At 74.2% G+C, this 23031-nt stretch carries 26 protein-coding genes and 1 pseudogene; 16 read left to right on the forward strand and 11 right to left on the reverse strand.

From position 1 onward, the window contains the following. Positions 1 to 49: 49 nt before the first annotated feature. The gene (locus NJC10_RS08780; protein ID WP_319075996.1) at positions 50 to 790 is read right to left on the reverse strand and encodes a ubiquinone/menaquinone biosynthesis methyltransferase; all 741 of its coding nucleotides are present in this window, start codon (positions 788 to 790) and stop codon (positions 50 to 52) included. A 198-nt stretch (positions 791 to 988) separates the two neighbouring features. Between NJC10_RS08780 and NJC10_RS08785 the strand changes: the two genes are divergently transcribed. From NJC10_RS08785 to NJC10_RS08795, 3 genes are read left to right on the forward strand one after another with little or no spacing between them, the layout of a single operon-like run. Continuing rightward, the gene (locus NJC10_RS08785; RefSeq protein WP_319075998.1) at positions 989 to 1654 is read left to right on the forward strand and encodes an NAD(P)H-binding protein; all 666 of its coding nucleotides are present in this window, start codon (positions 989 to 991) and stop codon (positions 1652 to 1654) included. A gap of 40 nt (positions 1655 to 1694) precedes the next feature. Then, complete coding sequence (locus NJC10_RS08790) at positions 1695 to 2078, forward strand: hypothetical protein (protein WP_319076000.1); 384 nt, start codon at positions 1695 to 1697, stop codon at positions 2076 to 2078. A gap of 5 nt (positions 2079 to 2083) precedes the next feature. Next, the gene (locus tag NJC10_RS08795) at positions 2084 to 2701 is read left to right on the forward strand and encodes a GNAT family protein (RefSeq protein WP_319076001.1); all 618 of its coding nucleotides are present in this window, start codon (positions 2084 to 2086) and stop codon (positions 2699 to 2701) included. A gap of 8 nt (positions 2702 to 2709) precedes the next feature. Here the strand turns inward: NJC10_RS08795 and NJC10_RS08800 are convergent, their stop codons facing one another. The 3 genes from NJC10_RS08800 to NJC10_RS08810 all read right to left on the reverse strand — a co-directional run bounded on the left by NJC10_RS08800 (position 2710) and on the right by NJC10_RS08810 (position 5573). Further along, positions 2710 to 3444 carry a Pr6Pr family membrane protein gene (locus NJC10_RS08800; RefSeq protein WP_248115774.1) on the reverse strand — a complete coding sequence of 245 codons (735 nt, stop codon included), beginning with the start codon at positions 3442 to 3444 and terminating at the stop codon, positions 2710 to 2712. 132 nt (positions 3445 to 3576) lie between these two features. Beyond that, a complete protein-coding gene (gene glsA / locus NJC10_RS08805; protein WP_319076002.1) occupies positions 3577 to 4902 on the reverse strand; it encodes a glutaminase A in 1326 nt (441 codons plus the stop codon). Further along, positions 4902 to 5573 (reverse strand): GNAT family N-acetyltransferase, encoded by a 672-nt coding sequence (locus NJC10_RS08810; RefSeq protein ID WP_319076004.1) that lies wholly within the window; start codon positions 5571 to 5573, stop codon positions 4902 to 4904. The genes glsA and NJC10_RS08810 overlap by 1 nt, the downstream gene beginning before the upstream one ends. Before the next feature lie 85 nt (positions 5574 to 5658). On the opposite strand from NJC10_RS08810, the gene NJC10_RS08815 reads away from it, so the two are divergent. Together NJC10_RS08815 and NJC10_RS08820 are read left to right on the forward strand one after the other, a co-directional pair. Continuing rightward, positions 5659 to 7074 (forward strand): FAD-binding oxidoreductase, encoded by a 1416-nt coding sequence (locus NJC10_RS08815; RefSeq protein ID WP_319076006.1) that lies wholly within the window; start codon positions 5659 to 5661, stop codon positions 7072 to 7074. 66 nt (positions 7075 to 7140) lie between these two features. Beyond that, positions 7141 to 7953, forward strand: a complete 813-nt coding sequence (locus NJC10_RS08820) for a GTP pyrophosphokinase family protein (protein WP_319076008.1) — start codon at positions 7141 to 7143, stop codon at positions 7951 to 7953. On the opposite strand, the gene NJC10_RS08825 is transcribed toward NJC10_RS08820, so the two are convergent. Beyond that, positions 7914 to 8066: a hypothetical protein gene (locus NJC10_RS08825; RefSeq protein ID WP_248115779.1), complete on the reverse strand. Its 153-nt coding sequence runs from the start codon at positions 8064 to 8066 to the stop codon at positions 7914 to 7916. The two genes, NJC10_RS08820 and NJC10_RS08825, sit on opposite strands and share 40 nt — an antisense overlap. Further along, on the reverse strand, positions 8059 to 8433 hold the full coding sequence (locus NJC10_RS08830; protein ID WP_298714387.1) for an ArsR/SmtB family transcription factor: 375 nt from the start codon (positions 8431 to 8433) through the stop codon (positions 8059 to 8061). Before NJC10_RS08830 ends, NJC10_RS08825 begins: the two co-directional genes overlap by 8 nt. A 128-nt stretch (positions 8434 to 8561) precedes the next feature. Here NJC10_RS08830 and arsB point away from each other — a divergent pair, with 128 nt between their 5' ends. The 5 genes and pseudogenes from arsB to NJC10_RS08855 all read left to right on the forward strand — a co-directional run bounded on the left by arsB (position 8562) and on the right by NJC10_RS08855 (position 13153). Next, complete coding sequence (gene arsB / locus NJC10_RS08835; protein ID WP_298714390.1) at positions 8562 to 9728, forward strand: ACR3 family arsenite efflux transporter; 1167 nt, start codon at positions 8562 to 8564, stop codon at positions 9726 to 9728. A 36-nt stretch (positions 9729 to 9764) separates the two neighbouring features. Then, positions 9765 to 10166 (forward strand): annotated as a pseudogene (locus NJC10_RS08840) (low molecular weight phosphatase family protein); the annotation flags it as partial. A gap of 117 nt (positions 10167 to 10283) precedes the next feature. Continuing rightward, positions 10284 to 10634 (forward strand): arsenate reductase ArsC, encoded by a 351-nt coding sequence (locus tag NJC10_RS08845; protein ID WP_413466423.1) that lies wholly within the window; start codon positions 10284 to 10286, stop codon positions 10632 to 10634. Positions 10635 to 10741: 107 nt separating this feature from the next. Continuing rightward, complete coding sequence (locus NJC10_RS08850) at positions 10742 to 12391, forward strand: polysaccharide deacetylase family protein (RefSeq protein ID WP_319076012.1); 1650 nt, start codon at positions 10742 to 10744, stop codon at positions 12389 to 12391. Between the two features lie 78 nt (positions 12392 to 12469). Next, positions 12470 to 13153, forward strand: a complete 684-nt coding sequence (locus tag NJC10_RS08855; RefSeq protein ID WP_319076015.1) for a low molecular weight phosphatase family protein — start codon at positions 12470 to 12472, stop codon at positions 13151 to 13153. 30 nt (positions 13154 to 13183) lie between these two features. Here NJC10_RS08855 and NJC10_RS08860 read toward each other — a convergent pair whose 3' ends face one another. Both NJC10_RS08860 and NJC10_RS08865 read right to left on the reverse strand, forming a co-directional pair. Further along, on the reverse strand, positions 13184 to 13732 hold the full coding sequence (locus NJC10_RS08860) for a TIGR03086 family metal-binding protein (protein ID WP_319076017.1): 549 nt from the start codon (positions 13730 to 13732) through the stop codon (positions 13184 to 13186). 129 nt (positions 13733 to 13861) lie between these two features. After that, positions 13862 to 14470, reverse strand: a complete 609-nt coding sequence (locus tag NJC10_RS08865) for a TetR/AcrR family transcriptional regulator (RefSeq protein ID WP_319076019.1) — start codon at positions 14468 to 14470, stop codon at positions 13862 to 13864. Between the two features lie 59 nt (positions 14471 to 14529). Here NJC10_RS08865 and NJC10_RS08870 point away from each other — a divergent pair, with 59 nt between their 5' ends. Both NJC10_RS08870 and NJC10_RS08875 read left to right on the forward strand, forming a co-directional pair. Continuing rightward, a complete protein-coding gene (locus NJC10_RS08870; protein ID WP_319076021.1) occupies positions 14530 to 15279 on the forward strand; it encodes an ATP-binding cassette domain-containing protein in 750 nt (249 codons plus the stop codon). Further along, on the forward strand, positions 15280 to 18036 hold the full coding sequence (locus NJC10_RS08875) for a YhgE/Pip domain-containing protein (RefSeq protein ID WP_319076023.1): 2757 nt from the start codon (positions 15280 to 15282) through the stop codon (positions 18034 to 18036). It begins immediately after the preceding gene. Positions 18037 to 18132: 96 nt separating this feature from the next. Here the strand turns inward: NJC10_RS08875 and NJC10_RS08880 are convergent, their stop codons facing one another. Continuing rightward, the gene (locus tag NJC10_RS08880) at positions 18133 to 18717 is read right to left on the reverse strand and encodes a GNAT family N-acetyltransferase (protein WP_298714411.1); all 585 of its coding nucleotides are present in this window, start codon (positions 18715 to 18717) and stop codon (positions 18133 to 18135) included. A 52-nt stretch (positions 18718 to 18769) separates the two neighbouring features. Beyond that, a complete protein-coding gene (locus tag NJC10_RS08885; protein WP_248115791.1) occupies positions 18770 to 19252 on the reverse strand; it encodes a MarR family winged helix-turn-helix transcriptional regulator in 483 nt (160 codons plus the stop codon). A gap of 114 nt (positions 19253 to 19366) precedes the next feature. Between NJC10_RS08885 and NJC10_RS08890 the strand changes: the two genes are divergently transcribed. From NJC10_RS08890 to NJC10_RS08900, 3 genes are read left to right on the forward strand one after another with little or no spacing between them, the layout of a single operon-like run. Next, a complete protein-coding gene (locus tag NJC10_RS08890) occupies positions 19367 to 20245 on the forward strand; it encodes a DODA-type extradiol aromatic ring-opening family dioxygenase (RefSeq protein WP_319076026.1) in 879 nt (292 codons plus the stop codon). A 42-nt stretch (positions 20246 to 20287) separates the two neighbouring features. After that, positions 20288 to 20863, forward strand: coding sequence for an NADPH-dependent F420 reductase (locus tag NJC10_RS08895; RefSeq protein WP_319076028.1), 576 nt, complete (start codon positions 20288 to 20290; stop codon positions 20861 to 20863). Between the two features lie 44 nt (positions 20864 to 20907). Beyond that, positions 20908 to 21084: a hypothetical protein gene (locus tag NJC10_RS08900; protein ID WP_319076030.1), complete on the forward strand. Its 177-nt coding sequence runs from the start codon at positions 20908 to 20910 to the stop codon at positions 21082 to 21084. 63 nt (positions 21085 to 21147) lie between these two features. Here the strand turns inward: NJC10_RS08900 and NJC10_RS08905 are convergent, their stop codons facing one another. Further along, the gene (locus NJC10_RS08905) at positions 21148 to 21912 is read right to left on the reverse strand and encodes a sulfite exporter TauE/SafE family protein (protein ID WP_319076032.1); all 765 of its coding nucleotides are present in this window, start codon (positions 21910 to 21912) and stop codon (positions 21148 to 21150) included. A 228-nt stretch (positions 21913 to 22140) separates the two neighbouring features. On the opposite strand from NJC10_RS08905, the gene NJC10_RS08910 reads away from it, so the two are divergent. Beyond that, positions 22141 to 22989: a phosphatidylinositol-specific phospholipase C/glycerophosphodiester phosphodiesterase family protein gene (locus NJC10_RS08910; RefSeq protein ID WP_319076034.1), complete on the forward strand. Its 849-nt coding sequence runs from the start codon at positions 22141 to 22143 to the stop codon at positions 22987 to 22989. Positions 22990 to 23031: the final 42 nt, after the last annotated feature.

A 23031-nucleotide genomic window follows, 5' to 3' on the forward strand; every position in this document is an offset into this window, starting at 1 on the left:
CGCCCCGGGGCGGGCGGCCGGGAGGGCCGAGGTGAGGCCCAGGACGAGGTCAGGCCGACGGCTTCATGGCCCAGTGGATGGCGAGCGTGCCGAACATGTGCAGCCGGTGGCCGATGTTCACGAATCCCGCCTCGGCGAACAGGTCCGCGAGCTGCTCGGGGGTCTTGAACGCGGCGGTGGAGCTGGAGAGGTACTGGTAGGCCTCCGGGGTCTTGGTGATCGCGCGCGCCACCAGGGGCATGACCCGGTGGATGTAGAGGGAGGAGAACGGCTTGACGATGTTCTCCGGCGCCGGTGAGGTCTCCAGGGCCGCCATCCAGCCGCCGGGCCGCAGCACACGGAACTGCTCGGCCAGGGTGGCGGGGATGTCCGCCACATTGCGCAGCAGGTAGCCGTGGGTGAGGGAGTCGAAGGAGTCGTCCTCGAAGGGGAGGTCCATCGCGTCGGCCTCGACCCACTCCACGCGGCCGCCGCCCGGGCGGGCCCGGCCGACCTCCATCATCTCGGGGGCGAAGTCCGCGCCCACCACGGTGGCGTCCGGATGCTGGCGCAGGACCTCCAGGGCGATGTCGCCCGTGCCCGTGGCCAGGTCCAGCACGCGTCCACCCTGGGGCACGTTGGCCCGGGCCACGGTGCGCCTCACGAGGCGGGGCTCCTGGCCCCACGTCATCACGGTGTTCATGAGGTCGTAGCGCCCGGCGATCGAGTCGAACATCGAGGAGACGCGCTCCCCGTGGTCCGGGGTGCGGCCGTCGGCAGGGCGCGGGGCGGGGGTGGTGGGATCGCTCACCCCACCACGGTAGCGCGCGGGGCGGACACCGGGGCGCGGCGCCGGGCGGTGGCGCATGGCTGGGCGTGTGGGATGCGACGACGGCAGGGCACCCCGCACACCGCAGTCCGGCCGAGGGCTGAATCCTTGCCGGGCCCGCACCCGCCAGGCCTAGCGTGGGCTCCAGACCCATCCGATGCAGGAACGAAGGAGAACCTCATGTCGAACGTGCTCATCCTCGGCGGCCACGGCAAGGTGGCCCTGCTGGCCGCCCCGCTGCTCGCCGCCGCCGGCCACACCGTCACCTCAGCCATCCGCGACGCCGCCCAGAGCGCCGACGTCAAGCAGGCCGGGGCCATTCCCCTCGTGCTGGACATCGAGCACGCGGGCGTGGACGAGCTCACCGAGGCCTTCCGGGGGCAGGACGCGATCGTCTTCTCCGCCGGCGCCGGCGGCGGCTCCCCCGAGCGCACCCGCGCCGTGGACCACGACGCCGCCGTCGCGAGCATGCGCGCCGCCGAGGCCGCGGGCGTGCGGCGCTACGTGATGGTCTCCTACCTCGGCGCCTCGCTGGAGCACGGCCTGCCCGAGGACGACGACTTCTTCCCCTACGCCCAGGCGAAGGCCGAGGCGGACGCCGCGCTGCAGGAGACCGATCTGGACTGGACCATCCTCGGCCCCGCCGCGCTCACCCTCGTGGAGCCCACCGGCCGCATCACGGTGGACCCGGACCTCGACGCCCCGGACGCCCCGAGGGGCGAGGTCTCCCGTGGGAACGTGGCCCGCGTGATCGCGGCCGTGCTCGAGGACCCGTCCACGGTGCGCACGCGGATCGAGTTCGTGGACGGCGACACCCCGATCACCGAGGCGGTCGAGGCGGCCTGAGGCCCTTGACGCGCCCCGCCCCGTGTGCCCGAATGGGCGCATGGGCCAGTACCTGATCACCGTGTGGCACGCGCCGGGCATCCACGCCACCGGCGCCGCGTACCAGTCCCCCGAGGAGATGCAGATCGCGCACGAGCGCGTCAGCGCCTACAACGCCATGCTCCAGAACGCCGGCGCCTTCGTGGGCGCGGGCGGCCTGATGCCCCCGGAGGAGGCGCTCGTGGTCGACGCCACCGCCGCGGAGGGGCCGGAGAAGGCGAGCACCGCGGCCGAGGTGCGCGGCGGCACCCTCGCCCGGGGAGACCTGCAGATGGGCGGGTTCTGGATCGTCGAGGCCCCGGACGACGCCGGTGCCCGCACCTACGCCGCCGAGGCCTCCTTCGCGTGCGGGCAGCCCGTGGAGCTGCGCCGCCTCCAGGGCTGACGCGGGTGCGCCAGGGCGCTCCGGAGGGCGGGCCCTCGCTCTGCGAGGTCCCCGAGCTGGCCGATGGCGAACTCGCCCTCCGCGCCGCCGACGGCCGCCACGCGCGCGGCCTCGGCGCGCTCATGCGGGACGTCGAGGTGCAGGTGCTCACCGGCTCCGTCTCCTCCACGGCCGAGGCCGAGGCGCTGGCCCGCGGCGAGGCCGAGCCGGACCTGAGCCCCGCCCAGCTGAGGGCGGTCTACGACCGCTGGGCGGGGGCTGAGGACCGCGCGGTCTGGGCCATCGAGGTGGACGGCGCGGTGGTGGGCGAGGTCCTCCTGCTGGGCCTGGACGCGGAGAACCGGGCGTGCGGGATGCGCCTGTGGCTCGCCCGGGAGCGGGACTGCGGGATCGGGACGCGGGCGCTGCGCCTCGTCCTGGACCACGCGTTCGGCACCGTGGGACTGCACCGGGTGGGCCTCGAGGTGTACGCCCACAACCCACGCGCGGTCCACGTCTACAGGAAGCTGGGCTTCGTGCTCGAGGGGACGCTCCGCGAGGCCCTGCTGCTGGACGGGCGCTGGGTGGACTGCCACGTCATGGGGCTCCTGCACCACGAGTGGGCGGCGGCACGGAGGGCGTGACGCACCGCTCAGGCCGGCGTGAGGCGCCGGTCGAGGTCGCCGAGCATCCCCATGAAGCCGGTGAAGCCGGTGAGGATCCCCACCAGCACGAGCCCGACGGTGCGGGAGCCGAGGCGCGGCACGTCCAGGAACGGATAGGGGTACCAGTCGATCCGCCGCCCGCGCGTCATGGTCATGGCGGCCCACAGCAGGGGGATCACGGAGGCGAGGCCGGCCCGGCGGTGCGTGATCTGCCCACGGGGGTCGAAGAGCGCCCACACGGCGGGGGCGAGCACGGGGTTCACCACGTGCTGCAGCGTGTCGTTGACGCGGTAGAGCGCGGTGTCCTCCTCGTGGCCGCGCAGCACGGCGTTGTACACGATGCCCGTGACCATCACGGAGCCCAGCCCCGCGGTGCGCAGGGCCCAGAACGCGTCCGACGTCGGCGCCGTGTCCCGCGCCGCGAGCGTCAGGGAGGTGCCGGCCACGAGCGCGTTGGACAGCCATGTGAAGTAGGCCGGCTGGTTCAGGGCGTGCGCCCACCCGGCGGAGAAGCCGCCCTGGTAGCCCACGCCCGGGATGACCATGGTCGCCTTCCTGGCCCCGATGGAGAACGAGGTGAGGCACCCGACGGCGGGCAGCACGCCGGCGCTCCACCACGCCAGACGCGCGACCGGGCGCGGCGCGACGGCCGCCGTGCGGCGATGACGACGCAGGCGGTGCAGGGAGGAGGGCAGGCTGACGCGGGGGGTGGGAAGGGGCATGGGGGACCTCGCACGAGAACGCGGTGGCGGGACGGAGGAATCCCCCAGTGTTGCATGAATGGAAGATGAACGGAAGTCGTCGAGAGGAAGAACGCACGCGCGGGGGCGCCCGCCCCCGCGCGCACCCCGCCCTCAGACCTCGGCGAGGACCCCGTCCGGATCGTCGATCCGCACGCGGACGCCGTCGGCCTCGAGGCGGTGCACGCCCTCCGCCATGAGCCGCCGCCCCACCTCGGTCACCCGGTCCACCCGCTCGAGGTTCAGCACGACCTCCTCGATGGCCCCGTCCTCCTCGCCGGCCGCCACCGCGTCCTCCAGGGCGCCCCGGCCGACGGCGGTGCACGCCGCCACATCCGGGTGCTCATCCCCGTCCCAGGACCAGGCCCGCTGCCGGCGCTCGCCCGTGCCGAGGTCCGCGAGCGCCGAGACCACGGCGTCCGCGCCGCCGAAGCGGATGACGCCCTGCAGGTGCAGGCGCACGGTGGCGCCCTCGCGGCTGACGTGGCGCACCACGGTGCCGCCCAGGGCGTCGGCCTCCATGATGTGCAGGTTCAGGTCCTCGGACATGCGGCGGCACACCCGCACGCCGCGCAGCGAGCTGCCGTGGGCGTCCAGGCGGGGGGAGAACACGCCGATCCCCACCTGTCCGGGCAGGGCGCCGAGCACGCCCCCGGCCACGCCGGACTTCGCCGGGATCCCCACGTCCACGAGCCACTGCCCGGCGTCGTCGTACATCCCGGAGGAGCTCATGACGGAGAGGACCTGGCGGGCCACGCGCGCCGCGATGACCCGCTCGCCGGTGAGCGGGTGGAGGCCGCCCGCGGCGAGGCACGCGCCCATGAGGGCGAGGTCGCGGGCGGTCACGAGGACGGAGCACTGCGCGATGTACCCGGCGACGACGTCCTCGGCACGGTCCTGGATGATGCCGTGGCTGCGCATCATGTGGCCGAGGGAGAGGTTGCGGTCCGCGGTGGCCAGCTCGGCCTCGTAGGACTCCTGGTCCACCCGCAGCGGCCGGCCGGCGAGCGCGGAGAGCAGGGAGACGAGCCGGTCGATCCGCTCCTGCGGGCGCGCGTCCGGCCCCACGAGGAGCTGGTGCACGGCGATGGCGCCGGCGTTGATCATGGCGTTGTCCGGGCGGTGGGACTCCGCCTCGAGGGAGAGCTCGTTGAACGCCTCCCCGGAGGGGTTCAGGGCCACGCGGGCGTCCACCTCGGCGCGGCCGCGGTCCATGAGGGCGGCCGCGTACCCGAACGGCTTGGAGACGGACTGGATGGTGAACTCCGTCTCGTCGTCTCCGGCGGAGTAGAGGTGCCCGGTGACGGTGGCGAGGGCGATGCCCAGCCGGTCCGGGTCCGCGGAGGCCAGCGTGGGGATGTACTGCGCGAGCTGGCCCTCGTTGGAGTCCCGGAGGGAGTCGTGGAGGGAGCGCAGGTAGTCCTGGATCGGGTGACGCATCAGCGGGCCTCCCACCACATGCCGGTGAGGTCCTCGGTGCCGAACGCCCGCACGGGCCCGATCTCGGCGAACCCGAGGCGCGCGTAGAACGGCACGTTGGCCCGGGTGGAGGACTCGAGGTAGATCCCGGTGCCGTCCGCGCGCCGCTGCCGGTGGCGCACGAGGGCGCTCGCCGCGCCCCGGCCGCGGGCCGCGGGAAGGGTCCCGAGGTCCGCGAGGTACCAGTGCGGGACCGTCGGGCGGGCGCGCTCGCACGCGGCCACGGTGAGCGCCATGTCCAGCGCGTGGGCGCCGTGCACGCGCAGCAGGCCGGGCACGGAGGCGACGGCGGCCGGCACGGTGGTGCCGCGCGGCGCGTCCGGCGCCCCCCACAGGGCGGCGGCGAGGACCGTGCCGTCCGCGGGGTCCACGGCGACGTCGACCGCGCCGGGCACCCGCCCGTCGGGCCCGGGAGACAGGGCGTCCCGCACCGCACCGGAGAACTTGCGGGTGAGCCGCTCGACCCTCCGGGCCGCGGGGAGGAAGGAGACCGTGTAGGGGTCGGTGAGGAAGGACTCGGCGAGGACGGACGCCACCCGGCGCACGGTGCTCCCGCGCAGCGCGTCCGGCCGCAGGGTCACCACCTGCACGCGGGCGCGGTCGAGGGCCGGGGAGGGGTCCGGGGAGGTCATGGCCGCCAGTCTAGGGACCGCGGTACCGTCGCGGCCCGGCGTCACCGGCGCGCGGGGGCCGACGTGATCGGGGACACTGGGGGCCATGACGACGACCCCCGACGTGCTCGCCCTGCTCGAGCGGGAGCTGCCCGGCCGCGTGGACACCGCGGCGGAGGCCCTCGAGGCCGCCCGCACCGACCGCTCCGGCCACCGCTCCCCTGCCGCTCCGCTGGCCGTGGTGCGCGCCGGCCGCGTGGAGGACGTGCAGGCCGCGTGCCGGATCGCCCACGCCACGCGGACCCCGCTCGTGACCCGCGGGGCAGGCACGGGGCTGGCCGGGGGCGCCGTCGCCGGGGCGGGCGAGATCGTGCTGGACGTCAGGGCGATGGACCGGATCCTCGAGGTCTCCCCCTCAGACCGCGTCGCCGTCGTCGAGCCCGGGATCCTCAACGGCGCGCTCAACGCGCGCCTGGCCGAGCACGGGCTGTGGTGGGCGCCCGACCCGGCCTCGAAGGACATCTCCACCGTGGGCGGCAACATCGCGATGAACGCGGGCGGGCTGCTGTGCGCCAAGTACGGCGTCACGCGTGAGGCGGTGCTGGGGCTGGACGTGGTGCTCGCCGACGGCACGCTCCTGCGCCTCGGCCACCGCACGGTCAAGGGCGTCACGGGCTACGACCTCACCGCCCTGCTGATCGGCTCGGAGGGCACCCTCGGCGTGATCGTGGGCGCCACGCTCGCGCTGCGCCCGCTCGTGCGGGGCGCCCAGGTGACCCTGGGCGGGTTCTTCTCCGACGTCGTCGCCGCCGCGGCCGCCGCCCAGTCCGTCACGGGCGCGGGCCACGTGCCGGCCCTGATGGAGCTCATGGACGAGGCCACGCTCGCGGCGGTGCGCGCGTACGTCGGCCCGGAGCTGGGCGCGGTGCTGCCCGAGCGCGGCGCGTTCCTGCTGGTGCAGGCCGACGGCGCGGGGGCGGCCGAGGACGGCGCCGCGATGGCGGCCCTGATGGAGGCGGCCGGCGGCGCGGTGACCGCCACCGCGGACCCCAGGGAGGCGGAGGCGCTCATGGCCCTGCGCCGCAGCGCGTTCCCCGCCCTCGAGGCGCTCGGCACCCCGCTCGTGGAGGACGTCGCGGTGCCGCGCAGCCGCATGGCGGAGATGTTCGCGCGGATCCGGGAGATCGAGGCGCGCACGGGCGTCGCCATCCCGACGTCGGCCCACGCCGGGGACGGAAACCTGCACCCGGTGCTGGTGTTCGGCTCGGCGGGCGAGGTGGGCGGCGAGGCCGGCACCGCGATCCCGGAGGCCGTGTGGGAGGCGGCGGGCGAGCTGTTCGCCGCCGGACTGGAGCTGGGCGGCACCCTGACCGGAGAGCACGGCGTGGGCCTGCTCAAGCGGGCGTTCCTGAAGGACGAGCTCGGGGAGGCCCAGCACGCGCTGCAGCAGCGGATCAAGGCCGTCTTCGACCCGCACGGGATCCTCAACCCGGGCAAGATGTTCACGCCGGACACGGCCTGACGGGGCCCGGGCGGCGGCTGTGGAGATCCCAGGGCCCTCCAAGGCGACGGCTCTACGCTCGGGGGCATGCCCGAGGATCAGCCCCGCACGCCTCCGCCGTCGCCGGAGCGCCCGCCGTCGCCGTCCGAGCGCGCGCCCTCAGCGGCGACGGCCCTGGAGACCCTGCGCCGCACCCCCGTCGCGCAGTTGACGCAGATGCCGCCGGCCATGACGCGGGCCCTCGGCGCCCTGCGGGAGGACTTCGAGCGGTTCGACCTCGAGTACCGCTCCGCCCTGGTGCAGGTGGAGACGCGCCTGGAGACCCTGCAGGACGAGTTCGCCCTGGCCCACGACCACAACCCGATCGAGCACATCGTCACCCGGGTCAAGTCGCCCGAGTCCATCCTGCGCAAGGCCGCCGACCGCGGGCTCTCCCTGGACCTGGACGCCATGCGCCGCACGGTCACGGACATCGCGGGGGCGCGCGTGATCCTCAGCTTCACCGAGGACGTCTACCGCGTGTTCCGCCACTTCACCTCGCAGCCGGACATCCGCCTCGTGGAGGTGGAGGACTACATCGCCTCCCCCAAGCCCAGCGGCTACCGCAGCCTGCACTGCCTCGTGGAGGTGCCGGTGCACTTCTCCACGGGCACGCGCCGCGTCACCGTGGAGATGCAGTTCCGCACGATCGCCATGGACTTCTGGGCGTCGCTCGAGCACAAGATCAACTACAAGTTCCAGGGGGACGTGCCCGCCGACATCGCCACGGAGCTCGTGGCCGCCGCCCGCGTGGCGGCGGACCTGGACTGCCGGATGGAGCACCTGCACCGGCAGGTCGCCGAGGGCCCCGACGACGCGGGTCAGCCCGCCGGCGGCACCGCGTCCGGGGCGAGCGCGTAGATCCAGGCCCGCACCGTCCGGCCGTCCTCGAGGAGGACGTGCGCGTTCGAGCGGCCCGGCGCGAGGGTGCCGCAGACCGCGCGGCGGTGGTCCGAGGACGTCACCTCAGTCAAGGCCGAGCACCCCCCGGAGCTGCTCGAAGGCCTCCGGGACCACGGTGTAGTGCGCCCAGCGACCGCGCTGCTCGCGCGTGAGCAGCCCCGCGTCCACGAGGCGCCTCATGTGATGGCTCACCGTGGACTGCGCGATCCCGAGCTCCGCCGTGAGGTCACACGCGCACACGTTCTCGCAGCCCTGCGCCGCCACGTGGGAGAGCAGGCGCAGGCGCATGGGGTCCGCGAGGGCCTTGAACACGACGGCGGTCCGTGACGCCGCGTCGGCCGAGAGGGGCGCCGTGGTGAGGGAGCAGCAGTCGGCGGGCAGGGCGCCCGCGTCGGGCCCAGACCCCGGGGGTTCACGCGTGGACAGGGGGGTGCTCATGCGAGCATGCTACTCACATTGACGTCCATCGATCTGTGATCGTCGCGTCCACATGCCCTGCGTCGACGCGACCCCTCGCGTCGCGTCACCGCTCCCCTCCCCCGCCGGACCGACCCGAACAGGCTGACATGACCCCTCCCGTCGTCGCCCCCGCCGCCCGAACCCCGTCCGCCGACCACCATCCCGTCCTCAAGGAGATGTCCTTCCTGGACCGCTGGCTCCCCCTGTGGATCCTGCTGGCCATGGGCCTGGGCCTGCTGCTGGGCAACCTCATCCCCGGCCTCGACCACGCCCTCGAGTCGGTCACCATCGCCAACGTCTCCGTGCCGATCGCCGTCGGCCTGCTCGTGATGATGTACCCCGTGCTGGCCAAGGTCCGCTACGACGAGACGCGGCGCATCACCGCGGACCGCCGGCTCATGGCCACCTCGCTGCTCCTCAACTGGATCGTGGGCCCCGCGCTCATGTTCGGCCTCGCATGGCTCTTCCTGGCGGACCTGCCCGAGTACCGCACGGGCCTGATCATCGTGGGCCTGGCCCGGTGCATCGCCATGGTGCTCATCTGGAACGACCTCGCGTGCGGCGACCGCGAGGCCGCCGCCGTCCTCGTGGCGATCAACTCGGTCTTCCAGGTGCTCGCCTTCGGCGTCCTCGGCTGGTTCTACCTCCAGGTCCTCCCCGCCTGGCTCGGGCTCCCGACGACGTCGGCCGAGTTCTCCGTCGGGGCGATCGTCCTCTCCGTGCTCGTCTTCCTCGGCATCCCGCTGCTCGCCGGCTTCCTGACCCGCACGGTGGGCGAACGGGCCAAGGGGCGCGACTGGTACGAGAACCGGTTCCTGCCGAAGCTCGGCCCGTGGGCGCTCTACGGCCTGCTCTTCACGATCGTGCTGCTCTTCGCCCTCCAGGGCCAGGCCATCGTCGAGAGCCCCCTCGACGTCGCGCGGATCGCGCTGCCGCTGTTGGCCTACTTCGTGATCATGTTCCTGGGCTCCCTGCTGCTGGCCCGCGCCGTGGGCCTCGACTACGCCCGCGCCACCACGGTGGCCTTCACGGCCTCCGGCAACAACTTCGAGCTGGCCATCGCCGTGGCGATCGGCACGTTCGGCGTCACCTCCGGACAGGCCCTCGCCGGCGTCGTCGGGCCGCTGATCGAGGTGCCGGTGCTCGTGGCCCTCGTCTACGTCTCGATGTGGCTCGGCCGCCGCCTGTTCCCGAACGATCCCACTGTGCCCGGCCCCGTCGTGTCCGGCAGTGCCTCCGAGCCGACCGAGCGCGACGCCGCCGCCCGCCCCTGACGCCCACCTCCCTCCCACCCTCTCCAGGAGAACCCCGTGAACGATCAGCAGACCGCCGCCGCCCGCCCCTCCGTCCTGTTCGTCTGCAGGAAGAACGGCGGCAAGTCCCAGATGGCCGCCGCCCTCATGGAGCGCCTCGCCGGCGACGCCGTGGAGGTGCACTCCGCCGGCACCCACCCCGGTGAGGAGGTCAACGCCCTCGCCGCCGAGTCGGTGGCCGAGGTCGGCGCGGACATGTCCCACGGCACGCCCAAGCCCGTCGACCCCGCGCTCGTGGCCCGCGTGGACCGTGTGGTGGTGCTGGGCGACGAGGCGAAGGTCGAGCCGGCGGAGGGCATGGCCGGGAGCATCGAGACGTGGCGCACCGACGAGCCCTCCGAGCGAGGCGTCGAGGGCGCCGAGCGCATGCGCCTCGTGCGCGACGACATCGACGCGCGCGTGCACGCCCTGTTCGCGGAGCTGACCGGGCAGGCGACGCCGACGGATGACGACGAGGACGCCGAGGACCGTCCCTCCGTGCTCTTCGTGTGCGTGCACAACGCGGGCCGCTCGCAGATGGCTGCCGGCTGGCTCGAGCACCTGACCGAGGGCCGGGTCGAGGTGCGCTCCGCGGGCTCCGCCCCGAAGGAGGAGGTCAACCCGGCCGCGGTCGCCGCCATGGCGGAGGTGGGGATCGACATCGCCGCGAACACCCCGAAGGTCCTCACCACGGACGCCGTGAAGGACTCCGACGTGGTGATCACCATGGGCTGCGGGGACACCTGCCCCGTCTTCCCCGGCAAGCGCTACGAGGACTGGGCGGTCGAGGACCCGGCCGGCCAGGGCGTCGAGGCCGTGCGCCCGATCCGCGACGAGATCCGCGCGCGCGTGGAGACGCTCGTCAGGGAGCTGCTCCCGCGCGTGTGACCTGCACCATCGCGGACGGGCGATCCCGCAGACCTGTGGAACAGCTGTGGCCAGATCGTGACCGAAAGACCGCAGGAGCGACGCGGTCTCAGGCTTAGCCTGGACCGGTGCTCTCGTCCCGCCCCGCCCGCCGTCTCCGTCCGCTCGCCGCCGCCGCGCTCGTCGCGGCGATGGCACTGACCGGCTGCTCGAGCGGGTCCCCGGACGGCCCGGCCGCGTCCTCCGCGCCGTCGTCCGGCGCATCGTCGGCGCCGGCCTCCTCCGCTCCTGCCTCCTCGCCCTCGGCGGCCGAGGCCGGCGCGACCGCGACGGAGGGCTCCCCGGAGTGGCCCCGCACCCCCACCCTGGACCGCATGCCGTTCGCCGGCCTCGACGTGAGCACGATCTCGGACAACCACCGCGCCACCCACCTCGTGGTCCCGCAGCTCGCGGGTGCCGAGCCCCTGAACTCGCGCCTGCGCGATCAGGCGCAGCGGCGCGCCGAGCAGTTCTGGTCCGACTCGGAGGGCAGCGAGGTCTCCGTGGCGCCCCCCTCGCTCTCCGGCTCGTGGCAGGCGGTGGGCGGGTCCCGGGACATCGTGGGCGTGCTGACGTCGGTGACGGAGTTCGCGGGTGCGGGCCACTCCATCGAGGAGCGGACCACGTGGTTCGACGCCGACGCCGACACGGTGGTCGAGCCCCTGGACCTGGTGTCCTCGGACAGCCGCGGCCTCCTGGAGCAGCGCGTGCGCGCGGCTGTGGACGCCCTCCCCGGCGCCGAGCGGGAGATGAGCCCCTCCAGCGCGGACACCGCGTGGGAGCAGCTCCGCGACGGGGACGTCCGCACGTGGTTCACGCCGGAGGGCGACCTTGCGATCGGCTTCTCGGAGCACACGATCCTGGCCGGCAGCGCGGGCACGCCCGCGATCACGCTTCCGGCGTCCGACGTCGAGCCGTGGCTCTCCGACGCCGGGCGGGCGGTCCGCACGGCCGTGACCCGGCCCGACGTGGAGGCGTGGAACGCGGCGCATGCCCCCGTCACGGCCGGGCCGACGTCGTCCGCCCCGGCTCTGACACCCCCCGTCACCCCCGCACCGGCGTCCAGCTCCGAGGCCGCGCCCCGTGCGACGCCCACGGCACCCTCCGCCCCCAGCGCGACGAAGAAGTCCTCCTCCACCCCGGCCGCGGGCAGGGGCAGGACGGACTGCTCGGTCAAGCGCTGCATCGCCCTGACGTTCGACGACGGCCCCAAGCCCGCGACCGACGCCCGGCTGCTGGAGATCTTGGCCCGTCACGACGTCCGGGCGTCCTTCTTCATGATCGGCTCCTCCGTCGATGCGTTCCCGGGCACCGCGAAGAAGATCAGCGCCGCGGGCCACGAGGTGGGCAACCACACGTACACGCACGCCCTCCTGAAGCCGCTGGGCCGGGCAGCCCTGGACGCCGAGCTCTCGAAGGCCAGCACGGCCATCGAGCACGCGACCGGGGTGCGGCCGGCGGTCATGCGTCCGCCCTACGGCGCCTACAACGCCACGGTCACCACGGCGATCGAGGCCCACGGCATGCGCAAGGCCATGTGGACGGTCGACACGCTCGACTGGAAGCACCACGACCCCGCCAAGACGCTCGCGATCGTGAAGAAGGAGGCCGCCCCCGGCGGGATCATCCTGATGCACGACATCCACGCCACGACCATCGAGGCCGTGGACCCCGTGGTGACCTGGCTCCAGTCCCAGGGCTACACCCTCGTGACCGTCTCCGACCTGCAGGACGGCTGATGGCCCCGCAGGTCAGACGCGATACCCTGGCCGCGAACGCACCCTCTCCCCGCCCCCAGGACACGAGGAGGCCACCCCATGCGGATCGCTGATCCCGGCCCTGCCGCCCCCGACCCCGGACGCGGCGCCCCCAGCGGCCCGGATGCCGTCGACCCGCTCACCGCGGGCCTCGGCGAGCTGCGCCGCCGCTATGCGGAGACGCTCGGCGCCGAGACGGTGGAGCGCCACGTGCAGGACGCCCTGGCCGACCTGGCGCGTGCCGGCACCACGGGGCCGCACCTGGAGAAGATGGCCGTGCGCTTCGCGGCCTCCCGGCTGGACGCCCTGGCCGAGGCGGAGGGGCTCGTGGACCCACAGGCCCCGCGCGTGCTCTTCGTGTGCGTGCAGAACGCCGGCCGCTCCCAGCTGGCCGCCGCCCTGCTGGCCGAGCACGCCGGCGACGCCGTTCGGGTGCACTCCGCGGGGTCCCGCCCCGCCGCGCACGTCCACGGCACCGTGGCCCCGCTGCTGGCCGAGCACGGCGCGGACCCGGAGGAGACGTTCCCCAAGCCCGTCACCGAGGAGATCCTCCGGACGGCCGACTACGTCATCACCATGGGCTGCGGCGACGAGTGCGAGGTCCACCCGCACACCGTGCACCGGGACTGGCCGGTGGGCGACCCCGCCGAGGCCGACTGGGACCGCCTCCAGGAGATCGTGGCGGACATCGAGCGGCGCGTGGCCGAGCTCTGGGCCGAGATCCAGGCGACCCTGCCGCGCTGAACCGCCGGCTCCCGCGTCCCCCGCGCGGCCTCAGGCCCGGCGGCCGAGGCGGGCGAGCAGGCGCTCCTGGCGCGGGGCGCCGTCGGCCACGGGGATCGCGGCCCCGAGGATCCCCGGGGTGTAGGCCCGCTCGCCGAAGCTCTCGAGGGCGGCCTCCACGTGGTCCATCTCCGCGTCCGTGAACCGCTCGTCCACGTCCTGCGAGCGGGCGAGGTCCCAGCGGTGCACGATCAGGTCGAACACGTGGAAGTGCAGCAGCGCCTCACCCACGGTCATGGCGCCCACCGCGGTGTCCATGGCCCGCTGCGTGAACTCCGGATCGCCCGCGAGGGCGGACATGGCGGCCTCGTGCTTGATCCACTGGAGGTGCCTCGGGGAGCGCGAGCCGTCGAACACGGGGACCTCGCGCCCCTGACGGGCGGCGAAGTCGCGCTCCGCGGTGACGACGTGGTCCAGGAGGTCCGCGGCAGTCCAGCCGTCGCAGGGGGTGGGCGCGTCCCAGTCCGCCACGGCCTGCACGAGGGCGGTGAACGGGGCGGCGGCGGCGTCCCAGCGGGCTTCGGTCTCGGTGGTGGCCATGGGGTCTCCTGAGGGTCGGTGCGACGCGGACAGCGTGTCCGCGCCGGGAACATGATCCCCCATTCCGGCGCGCGCCGCGCAGCGCCGCCACCGTGGAGGGGGGCGAGCGCCTGGGCTGAGGGGCCGCCCTCAGGGCAGCAGGGCCTCGATGACGGTCTCGATGCTCGTGAGCACCGTCTCGCGGTCCACCTCGTCCGGGCGGAGGTGGCGTTCCACCGCGACGGTGTGGACGAGCATCAGCAGGAGCGCGGCCATCCGCGTCAGCTCCGCGTGGTCCGCGCTCGCGAACCGCTCGTGGTTCTCGAGCAGCTCCACGAGGAAGGCGCGCCGGCGCTCGCTGAAGGCCGCGTACTCGGCGCCCACCACGTCGTCGCGCAGGGCCACGGCCTGGAACTCGTGGAGCAGCACCGGCCACTGGCCCGAGGCGTTCAGGACCGTGGACCCCAGGGCCTCGGCGAGCCGGCGCGTCAGCTCCTCCCGGCCCACCCCCTCTTCGACCAGCGCCGCCGCCACGCCGCGCATCGCCTCCGTGGTGATCCGCTCGAACTCGGCGGCGCACACCTCCGCGAACAGCTGCGGCTTGCCGCCGAAGCCCGAGTACACCGCGCCCTTGGTGTAGCCGGCGTCGGCCGCGATCCGGGCGAGCGACGCCTTCACGTACCCCTCGTGCTCGAACGCCCGGGCGGCGTGGTGCAGGAGGTCGGCGCGCACGTCGGCGCTGCGGGGTCGAACGGCCATGTTGCCCTTTCGGTACCGATGGTATTGAATACTGCATGAATCCAGTACCGATGGTACTGATGCCCGCGCAGCACGGCAAAGCACCCTCGAAGGAGCCCGCCCTGATCCCCGCGACCCCCACCCCCCTCGACCCGCCGGCACGGCGCGTCGCCTCCCGCGCCGCCCAGCACGACCTCGTGGCCCGCGGCCTGACCCTGCGCACCCGGAACGGGACCGTCTTCGCGCCCGTGGACCTGGACCTCCCCGCCCACACGCCGCTCGCCGTCCTGGGCACCCAGGGCTCGGGCCGCTCGGCCCTGCTCCTCGCCCTCACGGGCCGGCTCCGGGGCGTGGACGGGGAGCTGACCCTGGGCCGCATCGACGGCGTCCGCCACGCGCACCGCCTGCGCGAGGCCACGGCCGTGGCCCACGTCGGCGACCTCGTCGAGCTCGAGTCCACCCTCACCGTCCGCGAGTCACTCGAGGAGCGGCTCCTCACGGACGGCATCCGCCGCCGGGACGGCCGCGCGCGGTTCGCCCGGCTCAGCGAGGCCGTCGGCTTCGAGGCCGACCCCGGCACCCCCGTCGGGCACCTCCCGGCACCGGAGCGCACGGTCCTCACCGCGCTGCTCGCGTGCCTGCGCCCCGCCCGGCTCGTGGCCTACGACGACGTCGACGCCACGCTCACGGACGCGCAGCTCGCCCGCGTCTACACCGCCCTCGAGACCCTCGGGGACTTCGGACACCCCTTCGCCGTCAGCGCCCTCACCTCCTCCGCGGTCCCCCGCGGCGCCGTGGTGCTCCCCCTGACCCCCTCCCTGGAGGACTGAATGCTGTTCCGCTATGAGCTGCGCCGGTTCCGCGCCGGGCTGCCCCTGCTCGCCCTGATCTTCGTGCTCCTGGTGCCCGCGATCTACGGTGCCCTCTACCTCTCCGCCAACTGGGACCCCTACGGCCGGATGGACCGCCTCCCCGTGGCGATCGTGAACGAGGACCAGCCCGTGGAGTACGACGGCCGCACCCTCACCACGGGCGCCGACGTCACCCGCGAGCTCGTGGAGGACCGCGCGTTCGACTGGCACGAGACCACGCGCGCAGAGGCCGAGGAGGGCCTGCGGGAGGGCCGCTACTACCTCGTGCTCGAGATCCCGGAGGACCTCAGCGCCGACCTCGTGAGCCCGAGCGACGACGTCGGATCGCCGCAGCAGGCGCAGATCACCCTGCGCCGGGACGACTCCAACGGCTTCGTGATCGGGTCCGTGACCGCCTCGAGCCAGTCCAAGATCGAGAACTCGGTGGACCAGGCCGCCGTCGAGGCCTACTTCAAGGCCGTCTTCTCCAACATCGCCACCCTGCGCGACGGGATGGTGCAGGCCGCCGACGGAGCCGCCCAGCTGGCGGACGGCGCCCAGCAGGCCCGCGACGGGGCCACGTCCATTGACGACGGGCTCGCCCAGGCCACGGACGGCTCGGGCCGGCTCGTGGAGGGCGTCGCCCAGGCCAAGGAGGGCTCGGCCCAGCTCGCCGACGGCGCCCGGAGCGCGAAGGACGGCGCCGACCGCGTCGCCAGCGGGGCCGCCTCCGCCGAGGAGGGCTCCGCGCGGCTCGCCGAGGGCGTGGCCCAGGCCAAGGACGGCTCGGCCGCCCTCGCCGACGGCGCCGGCCAGCTCAACGCCAACGTTCCCGCCCTGCGCGAGGGCGCCCAGAGCCTGGCCGGCGGGCTGGCGCAGCTCGACGACGGCTCGAGCCGGCTCGTGGACGGCCTCGCCTCCGCCCGCGAGGGCTCCGCGGCGCTCGCGGACGGCGCGGACCAGCTGAACGCCAACGTGCCCACCCTCCGGGAGGGCGCGCAGAGTCTGGCCGGCGGGCTCGACGAGCTGGGCGCCGGCTCGGCCGAGCTCACGGACGGCGCGCGGCAGGTGGCCGGGGGCACCCAGGAGCTCTACGACACCGTGGCGCCCCGCCTCGACACCGTGATCGAGAACCAGGACGCGGTGGCGGCCGACGTGGCCGCCGTGAACCAGGACGTGCAAGGGCTGAACGAGATTGCCGGGGCCGCGGAGACCCGCGTCTCGGGCGCCGTCGGCACGGCCCAGGAGCAGCTGGCCGCCCTCGCCGAGGAGAACCCGGAGATCGCCGACCAGCCCGGCTACACCGCGCTGGCCGAGACCCTGGCCGCGGCCGCCGAGCGCTCCGCGCGCATCGAGGCCCGGTCCGCCGAGATCGCCGAGACGTCGGCGGCGGCGAACGATCGGGTGCAGTCCGCCGTGCAGGAGGACGTGGCCGGCGACGCGAAGGACAAGATCACCCGGCTCAACGACGGCGCCCACGCCGTCGCCGACGGTGCCGGCTCCCTGCAGGAGGGGATCGGGCAGGCCGGCGAGGGCGCGAACACCCTCGCCGACGGCGTCGGGAGGTTCTCCGACGGCCTCACCCAGCTCTCCGACGGCGCCACCGCCCTCGACGGCGGCATCGGACAGCTGCAGGAGGGCGCGGGCACGCTCAGCGACGGACTCGGCACGGCCCATGATGGCGCGAACAGCCTCGCCGACGGCGTCGGGAAGTTCTCCGACGGGCTCACCCAGCTCTCCGACGGCGCCACCGCCCTCGACGACGGGCTCGGCCAGGCGCAGGACGGCGCCACCGCGCTGCACGACGGCCTGGCGCAGCTGAGCCCGGGCGCCGCGAGCCTCGCGGACGGCGTCGGCCAGCTGGCCGACGGGGCCGGCAGCCTCGACGACGGACTGGGCCAGCTCGGAACCGGAGCCAGCGACCTGGACGCCGGCCTGGGCCAGCTCAAGGACGGCTCGAGCCAGCTGCGGGACGGCCTGGGATCCCTCGACGACGGCGCGCACACGCTCGCCACGGAGCTCCAGGACGGCGCCGACCGGGTCCCGGCGCTCTCCGAGGACGAGGGCGAGGACGCCGCCCTGGTCATGTCCCGCCCCGTGGACGTGACGATGGACGTGCAGAACCCGGCCGACGTCTACGGCCGCGGCATGGCGCCGATGTTCTTCTCGATCGCCCTCTGGGTCTTCGGCATCGCGGCCTTCAACATCATGCGCCCCATCAGCGGACGCATGCTCGCGGGCCGCCGCAATCCCCTCGCCCTCGCCCTCTCGGCCTGGCTGCCGGTGGGGCTGGTGGCCACCGCGGGCGGGATGATCATGCTGCTGGCGACTCTGCCGATGGGCATGGCCCCGGTGCATCCGTGGCGGCTGGTCCTGCTGGTCACGGTGGTGGCGGTGGTGTTCTCGCTGTTCGCCCACCTCGTGCAGACCGCCCTCGGCACGCCCGGTTCCGCGGTCCTGCTGGTCCTGCTGATCCTGCAGCTGGCCTCCACGGGCGGCACGTACCCGGCCCAGGTGCTGCCCGGGTTCTTCCGCTGGCTGCACCCGTTCATGCCGATGAGCTACTCGATCGAGGCGTTCCGGCACGCGATCTCCGGCGGCCTGGACTCCCACTACTGGGGCCCGATGGCCGTGCTCCTGGCCCTCGGCGCGGTGCTGGTCGTGCTGGACGTGCTCGTGATCCGGAGACGCCAGCGGTTCCGCATGAAGGACCTGCACCCCGCGCTCGAGAAGTGAGAGGCGCGCGCCCGGGACCCCGGGCGCGCGTCCCGGCGCGGGCGACGGGGACGGGACGTCGTGGGTCGACGTCGGGGAGGCGGCGTCGGGAGCGGGTCAGAGCGCGATGAGCCGGGTGAAGTCCGTCTCGGCGTGGCCGGCCACGCGGAAGGTGCGCTCCCCCACGATCCGGAAGCCGATCCGTTCGTAGAACGCGTTGGCCCGGTGGTTGTGCACGTTCGTGCCGAGCCAGCCGTAGGCCAGGCCGCGGGCCCGCATCGCGTCCAGCCCGGCGGCCATGAGGGCGCCCGCCGCGCCCGTGCCGCGTGCCTCCGCGAGCACGTACAGCTTGGAGAGGCAGCCGACGGGCGCGTCCCCGACGACGGCGGCCACGGCCGGCTCGGCGGCCGGGGCGAGCTCCGTCATCACGTAGCCCACGACGCGGCCGGCCGTGTCCTCGGCCACGGCCACCGCGTGGTCGGCCGAGGCGATCCAGCCACCGATCACGTCCGCGTTCAGCTGCGCGGCGATGTGCTCGTCCATCGCCTCCCGCGTGGTGGTCGGCGGGCACGCGTCCGGGAACGTCGCGGCGGCCACGCGCGCGACGGCCGCGGCGTCGCCGGGGACGGCCGGGCGGACGGTCACGGGAGCGGGGGACGCGCGGACGGTCGGCTCGGGCGTCGGATCGGGGTCGGCGGTCATGCGGGGGACGGTACCCGAGGCGCTGGGCTGAGGCCCTGGCGAGACGCCGGGCTCATTCCTCGAGGCAGCGGTCCTCGGGGTCGATCGCGCCCATGATGCGACGCCCGATCACGGCGAGCTGACGCACCTGCGCACGGGTGAGCGGGTCCAGCACGGTGCGGCGGACCTCCGCCACGTGGCCGGGCGCCGCGCCGACCACCACCTCGCGCCCCTCGGCGGTGAGGGTCGCCAGCGTGACGCGCCCGTCCCGAGGGTCGGGGCTGCGGCGCACGAGGCCGCGCTTCTCGAGACGCGTCACCACCTGGGAGAGCCGTGGGAGGGAGCCGGCGGAGAGGTGCGCCAGCTCCCCCATGCGCCGTGTCCCCTCGGGCGCCTCGGAGAGGTGGGAGAGCACCGAGTACTCGAAGTGGCTGAGGCCGGCGTCGCGGCGCAGCTGCGCGTCCAGCGTGGGGTCCAGGCGCAGCACCACGCTCATCAGGGCGAGGAACGCGCGCCGTTCCTCGTCGTCCAGCCAGGGTGTCGTGTCATCCGCCATGCAGCCCATCGTACCCGCGGCCGACGGACCAATCACTTGCACTATGAAGTGCCTGCGGCCTACAGTTCATTAACGGATGAAGCACCACGCCCCGTCGTCGTCCAGGAGGTAACCATGACCGCCACCATCCAGGATCCCTGGGCCCAGCCCACCCCCGCCGGCGCCTACGACGACCTGCTCGCCCGCGCCCTGCCGATGACCCGCGCCCAGCGGCGTTGGGAGCCCAGCGACGGGCGCATGCCCACGCTGTTCGTCAGCCACGGTGCGCCGCCCACCCTCGACGAGCCGCAGTGGCTCGCGGACCTGTTCGACTGGGCACAGTCCATGCCCAAGCCGCGGGCCGTGGTGATCGTCTCCGCCCACTGGGAGGACGCACCCGTGGCGATCTCCTCGGCGACGGCAGGCACCCCGCTGGTCTACGACTTCGGCGGCTTCCACCCGCGCTACTACGAGCTGCGGTACGCCACCCCGGACGCCACGGATGTGGCCGCCCGCGTGGCCGGCGTGCTCGGCCAGGGCCGCCCCGGCTCCGTGCACCAGACCGGCCGCGGCCTGGACCACGGCGCGTACATCCCGCTCATGGCCATGTACCCGGCCGCGGACGTGCCCGTGGTGCAGGTGTCCATGCCCTCGCAGGACCCGAAGGCCCTGCTGCAGCTCGGCGAGAGGCTCAGGGGGCTGCGCGAGGAGGGCGTGCTCGTGATCGGCTCGGGCTTCATGACGCACTCGTTCGCCGCCATGCGCGACCCGCGCCTCTTCGGCCACGTGGACGCCTTCGACACGTGGGCCGCCGAGATGACCCACGCCGGCGACGTCGACGCGCTCATGGGCTACCTGGACAAGGCGCCCGGCGCCCGCATCGCCCACCCGACGGCGGACCACTACGTGCCGCTGCTGCTCACCATGGGCGCCGCGAACGACCCCTCGAGCGCCCGGACCGTGTTCGACCGGTTCGTGTTCAGCAACCACATCCGCTCGTTCCAGGTCGACTGACCCGGAGCGCTTCACCCCCCCGAAAGGAAGAGGTACCCCCTCATGACCACCCTGAGCATCATCGGCGACGGCACCATGGGCACCGCGATCGCGGAGGTCGCCCGCCGCGGCGGTCACGACGTCACCCTCATCGGCCGCGACGGCACCGCCGCGGACATCACCGGCGAGATCGTCGTGCTGGCCCTGCCCTACCCGGCCCTCTCCGACGTCATCACGACGTACGCCCCCGCCCTCGAGGGCAAGGTCGTCGTGGACATCACCAACCCGCTGGACTTCGACACCTTCGACTCCCTGCAGGTGCCCGCGGACTCCTCCGCCGCCGCCGAGGTGGCCGACGCCCTGCCGAACGCACGCGTCCTCAAGGCCTTCAACACCACCTTCGCCGCCGCCCTCTCCTCCGGGAGGACCGGCGACCAGACCACCACCGTGCTGATCGCCGGTGACGACGCGGACGCCAAGTCCGCGCTGGCCGACGTCGTGACCTCGGGCGGCCTGAACGCGATCGACGCGGGCGCCCTGAAGCGCGCCCGCGAGCTCGAGGCCGTCGGCTTCCTGCAGCTCACACTCGCCGCCGCCGAGAGGATCGGCTGGACCGGCGGCTTCGCCACCGTGCGCTGACCCTGCAGGCCCCCGGGCCGAGGGGCTCATGCCACACTGACGGCGTGAGCCCCTCGTCCGTGCGCCGGCCCTCCCCGGCGGCCGCTGCACTGGCCGCCCTCGGCGCCATGCTCGCGCTCGTGATCCTGGTCAGCGCGCTCCTCGCGTTCGGCGCCGGCAGCGCCGTCGCCCCCGGGGAGGGCCCGACGTCGGCCGCACCGTCGTCGACCGCTTCGCCCTGACGCGCGGAGCAGGCCCTGGAACGAGCCGGAGGTGGGAGCGGCGGCGACCGTCGGCGCCGCCGATCAGATCCCTGACAGGCCCCGCACCAGAGCCACCGTGCCCCCGACGCCGGCCAGGCAGACGGCCAGGGTCCGCGCCTTCGAGGCGTCCACGCTCCGCGCGACGCGGGAGCCGAGGAGGATCCCCACGGGACCGGCGATGATAGCGGCCGCCCAGACGAGTCCGGGCACGTCGACGTCGGGGGGCACCGCCGTGCCGAACAGCGACTTCGTGGCGAGGGAGGTGAGGTTGGCCAGCAGGAAGATCGGCTGCAGGGTGGCCGCCCAGGACTTCTGATCCCACTTGGCCGCCACCGCGTAGACCGCGAGCGCGGGACCGGCGACGCCCGCCGTCGTGTTCATGAAGCCGGCCACCGCCCCCGACGCGAAGACCGCGCCGTTGCCGGTGAGGGTGAAGCGCTTCTGGAGGCCGAGGGCGGCGGCGATCGCGACCAGCACGGACGCGCCGAGCAGGATCTCCAGGGCGTGCGGCTCGAGGGAGCGCACCGCCCAGGCACCGAGGAACGAGCCGCAGACCAGCAGGGGGGCCAGGCGGACGAAGCGCGCCCAGTCCACGTGCCTGTGGAGGAGTGCGAAGAGGATGGCCGCGGACATCACGGCCGCCACGTTGGAGATCGTCACGCCGGCCACGGGGCCGAGCAGGATCGAGAGGGTCGGCGCGGCGATCATGCCCACGCCCATGCCGCTGATCCGCTGCAGCGCGCCGCCGACCGTGATGGCCAGCAGCACGACGAGGGCCATGGTGAGCGTGCCGGCGTCGAGTCCCATGGGCAGAAGTCTCCCCCGGATTCTGGGCGAGTCTCGACGAGCGACTCGCCCACCACCGTGTGACCGGTGAGCACGTCGCCCAGAACCCGAGAGCGAACGGGGCCCTGGCGGCGTGCACGGCCGCTTCCCCGGGCGTCTGGCGGCCGTTCACGTCGGCGTCACCGTCGGCTCGCACACTCGGGAACGCGGCCCGCTCGGGCCTGCGTCCCGCTCGAGAGAGGCCCGACCATGACCCTCACCCGCCGCTCCTTCACTGCCGGCACCCTCGCGTCCCTGGCCGCCGTCGCCGTCGCGCAGCCCGCTTCCGCCGCGCGCCGCACCCCGCTGGTGGAACTCGGCACCCCGCTGCCGCAGGCCCACGCCCACAACGACTACGAGCACGACCGCCCCCTGCTCGACGCCCTGTCCCACGGCTTCACGTCCGTGGAGGCCGACGTGTGGCTCGTCGACGGCGAGCTGCTCGTCGCCCACGACTCCTGGGAGCTCGCCGACGCCCCCACCCTCCGCGAGGCCTACCTGGAGCCGCTGTCCCAGCTCGTCTCCCCCCACGGCAAGCGCCTCTACCCCGGCTACGACGGCGTGTTCCAGCTGCTGATCGACATCAAGTCCGAGGGCCCGGCCACGTGGCTCGCGGTGGAGCAGGAGCTCGCGGAGTACTCCCACCTGTTCACGCGGGTGCACAACGGGCACGTCAAGGAGCGCGCCGTGCAGGCCGTCATCAGCGGCAACCGCCCGCTGGAGCTGATGCAGTCCGCGAAGACCCGCCATTCCCTCTACGACGGCCGCGCGGAGGACCTCGGCTCCGGCTGGTCGGCGGACTTCATGCCGCTCGTGAGCCACAACTGGACCAAGCTCTTCACGTGGCAGGGCATCGGGGAGATGCCTGCCGCAGAGCGGGAGCGCCTGCACGCGTATGTGGAGCAGGCCCACGCGGCGGGGTACCGCGTGCGCTTCTGGGCCACCAATGACATCGCGGGTGAGGCCCGCGAGAACCTGTGGGCCGAGCTGCTTGCCGCGGGCGTCGACCACATCAACACGGACGACCTGGCGGGCCTCGAGGCGTTCCTCACCCGCTGACCCCCGCCCCCGCCCAGCCCCGCCCAGCCCAGCCCAGCCCAG

This window comes from Micrococcus sp. M4NT (genome assembly GCF_033790745.1).
GTDB lineage: Bacteria > Actinomycetota > Actinomycetes > Actinomycetales > Micrococcaceae > Micrococcus.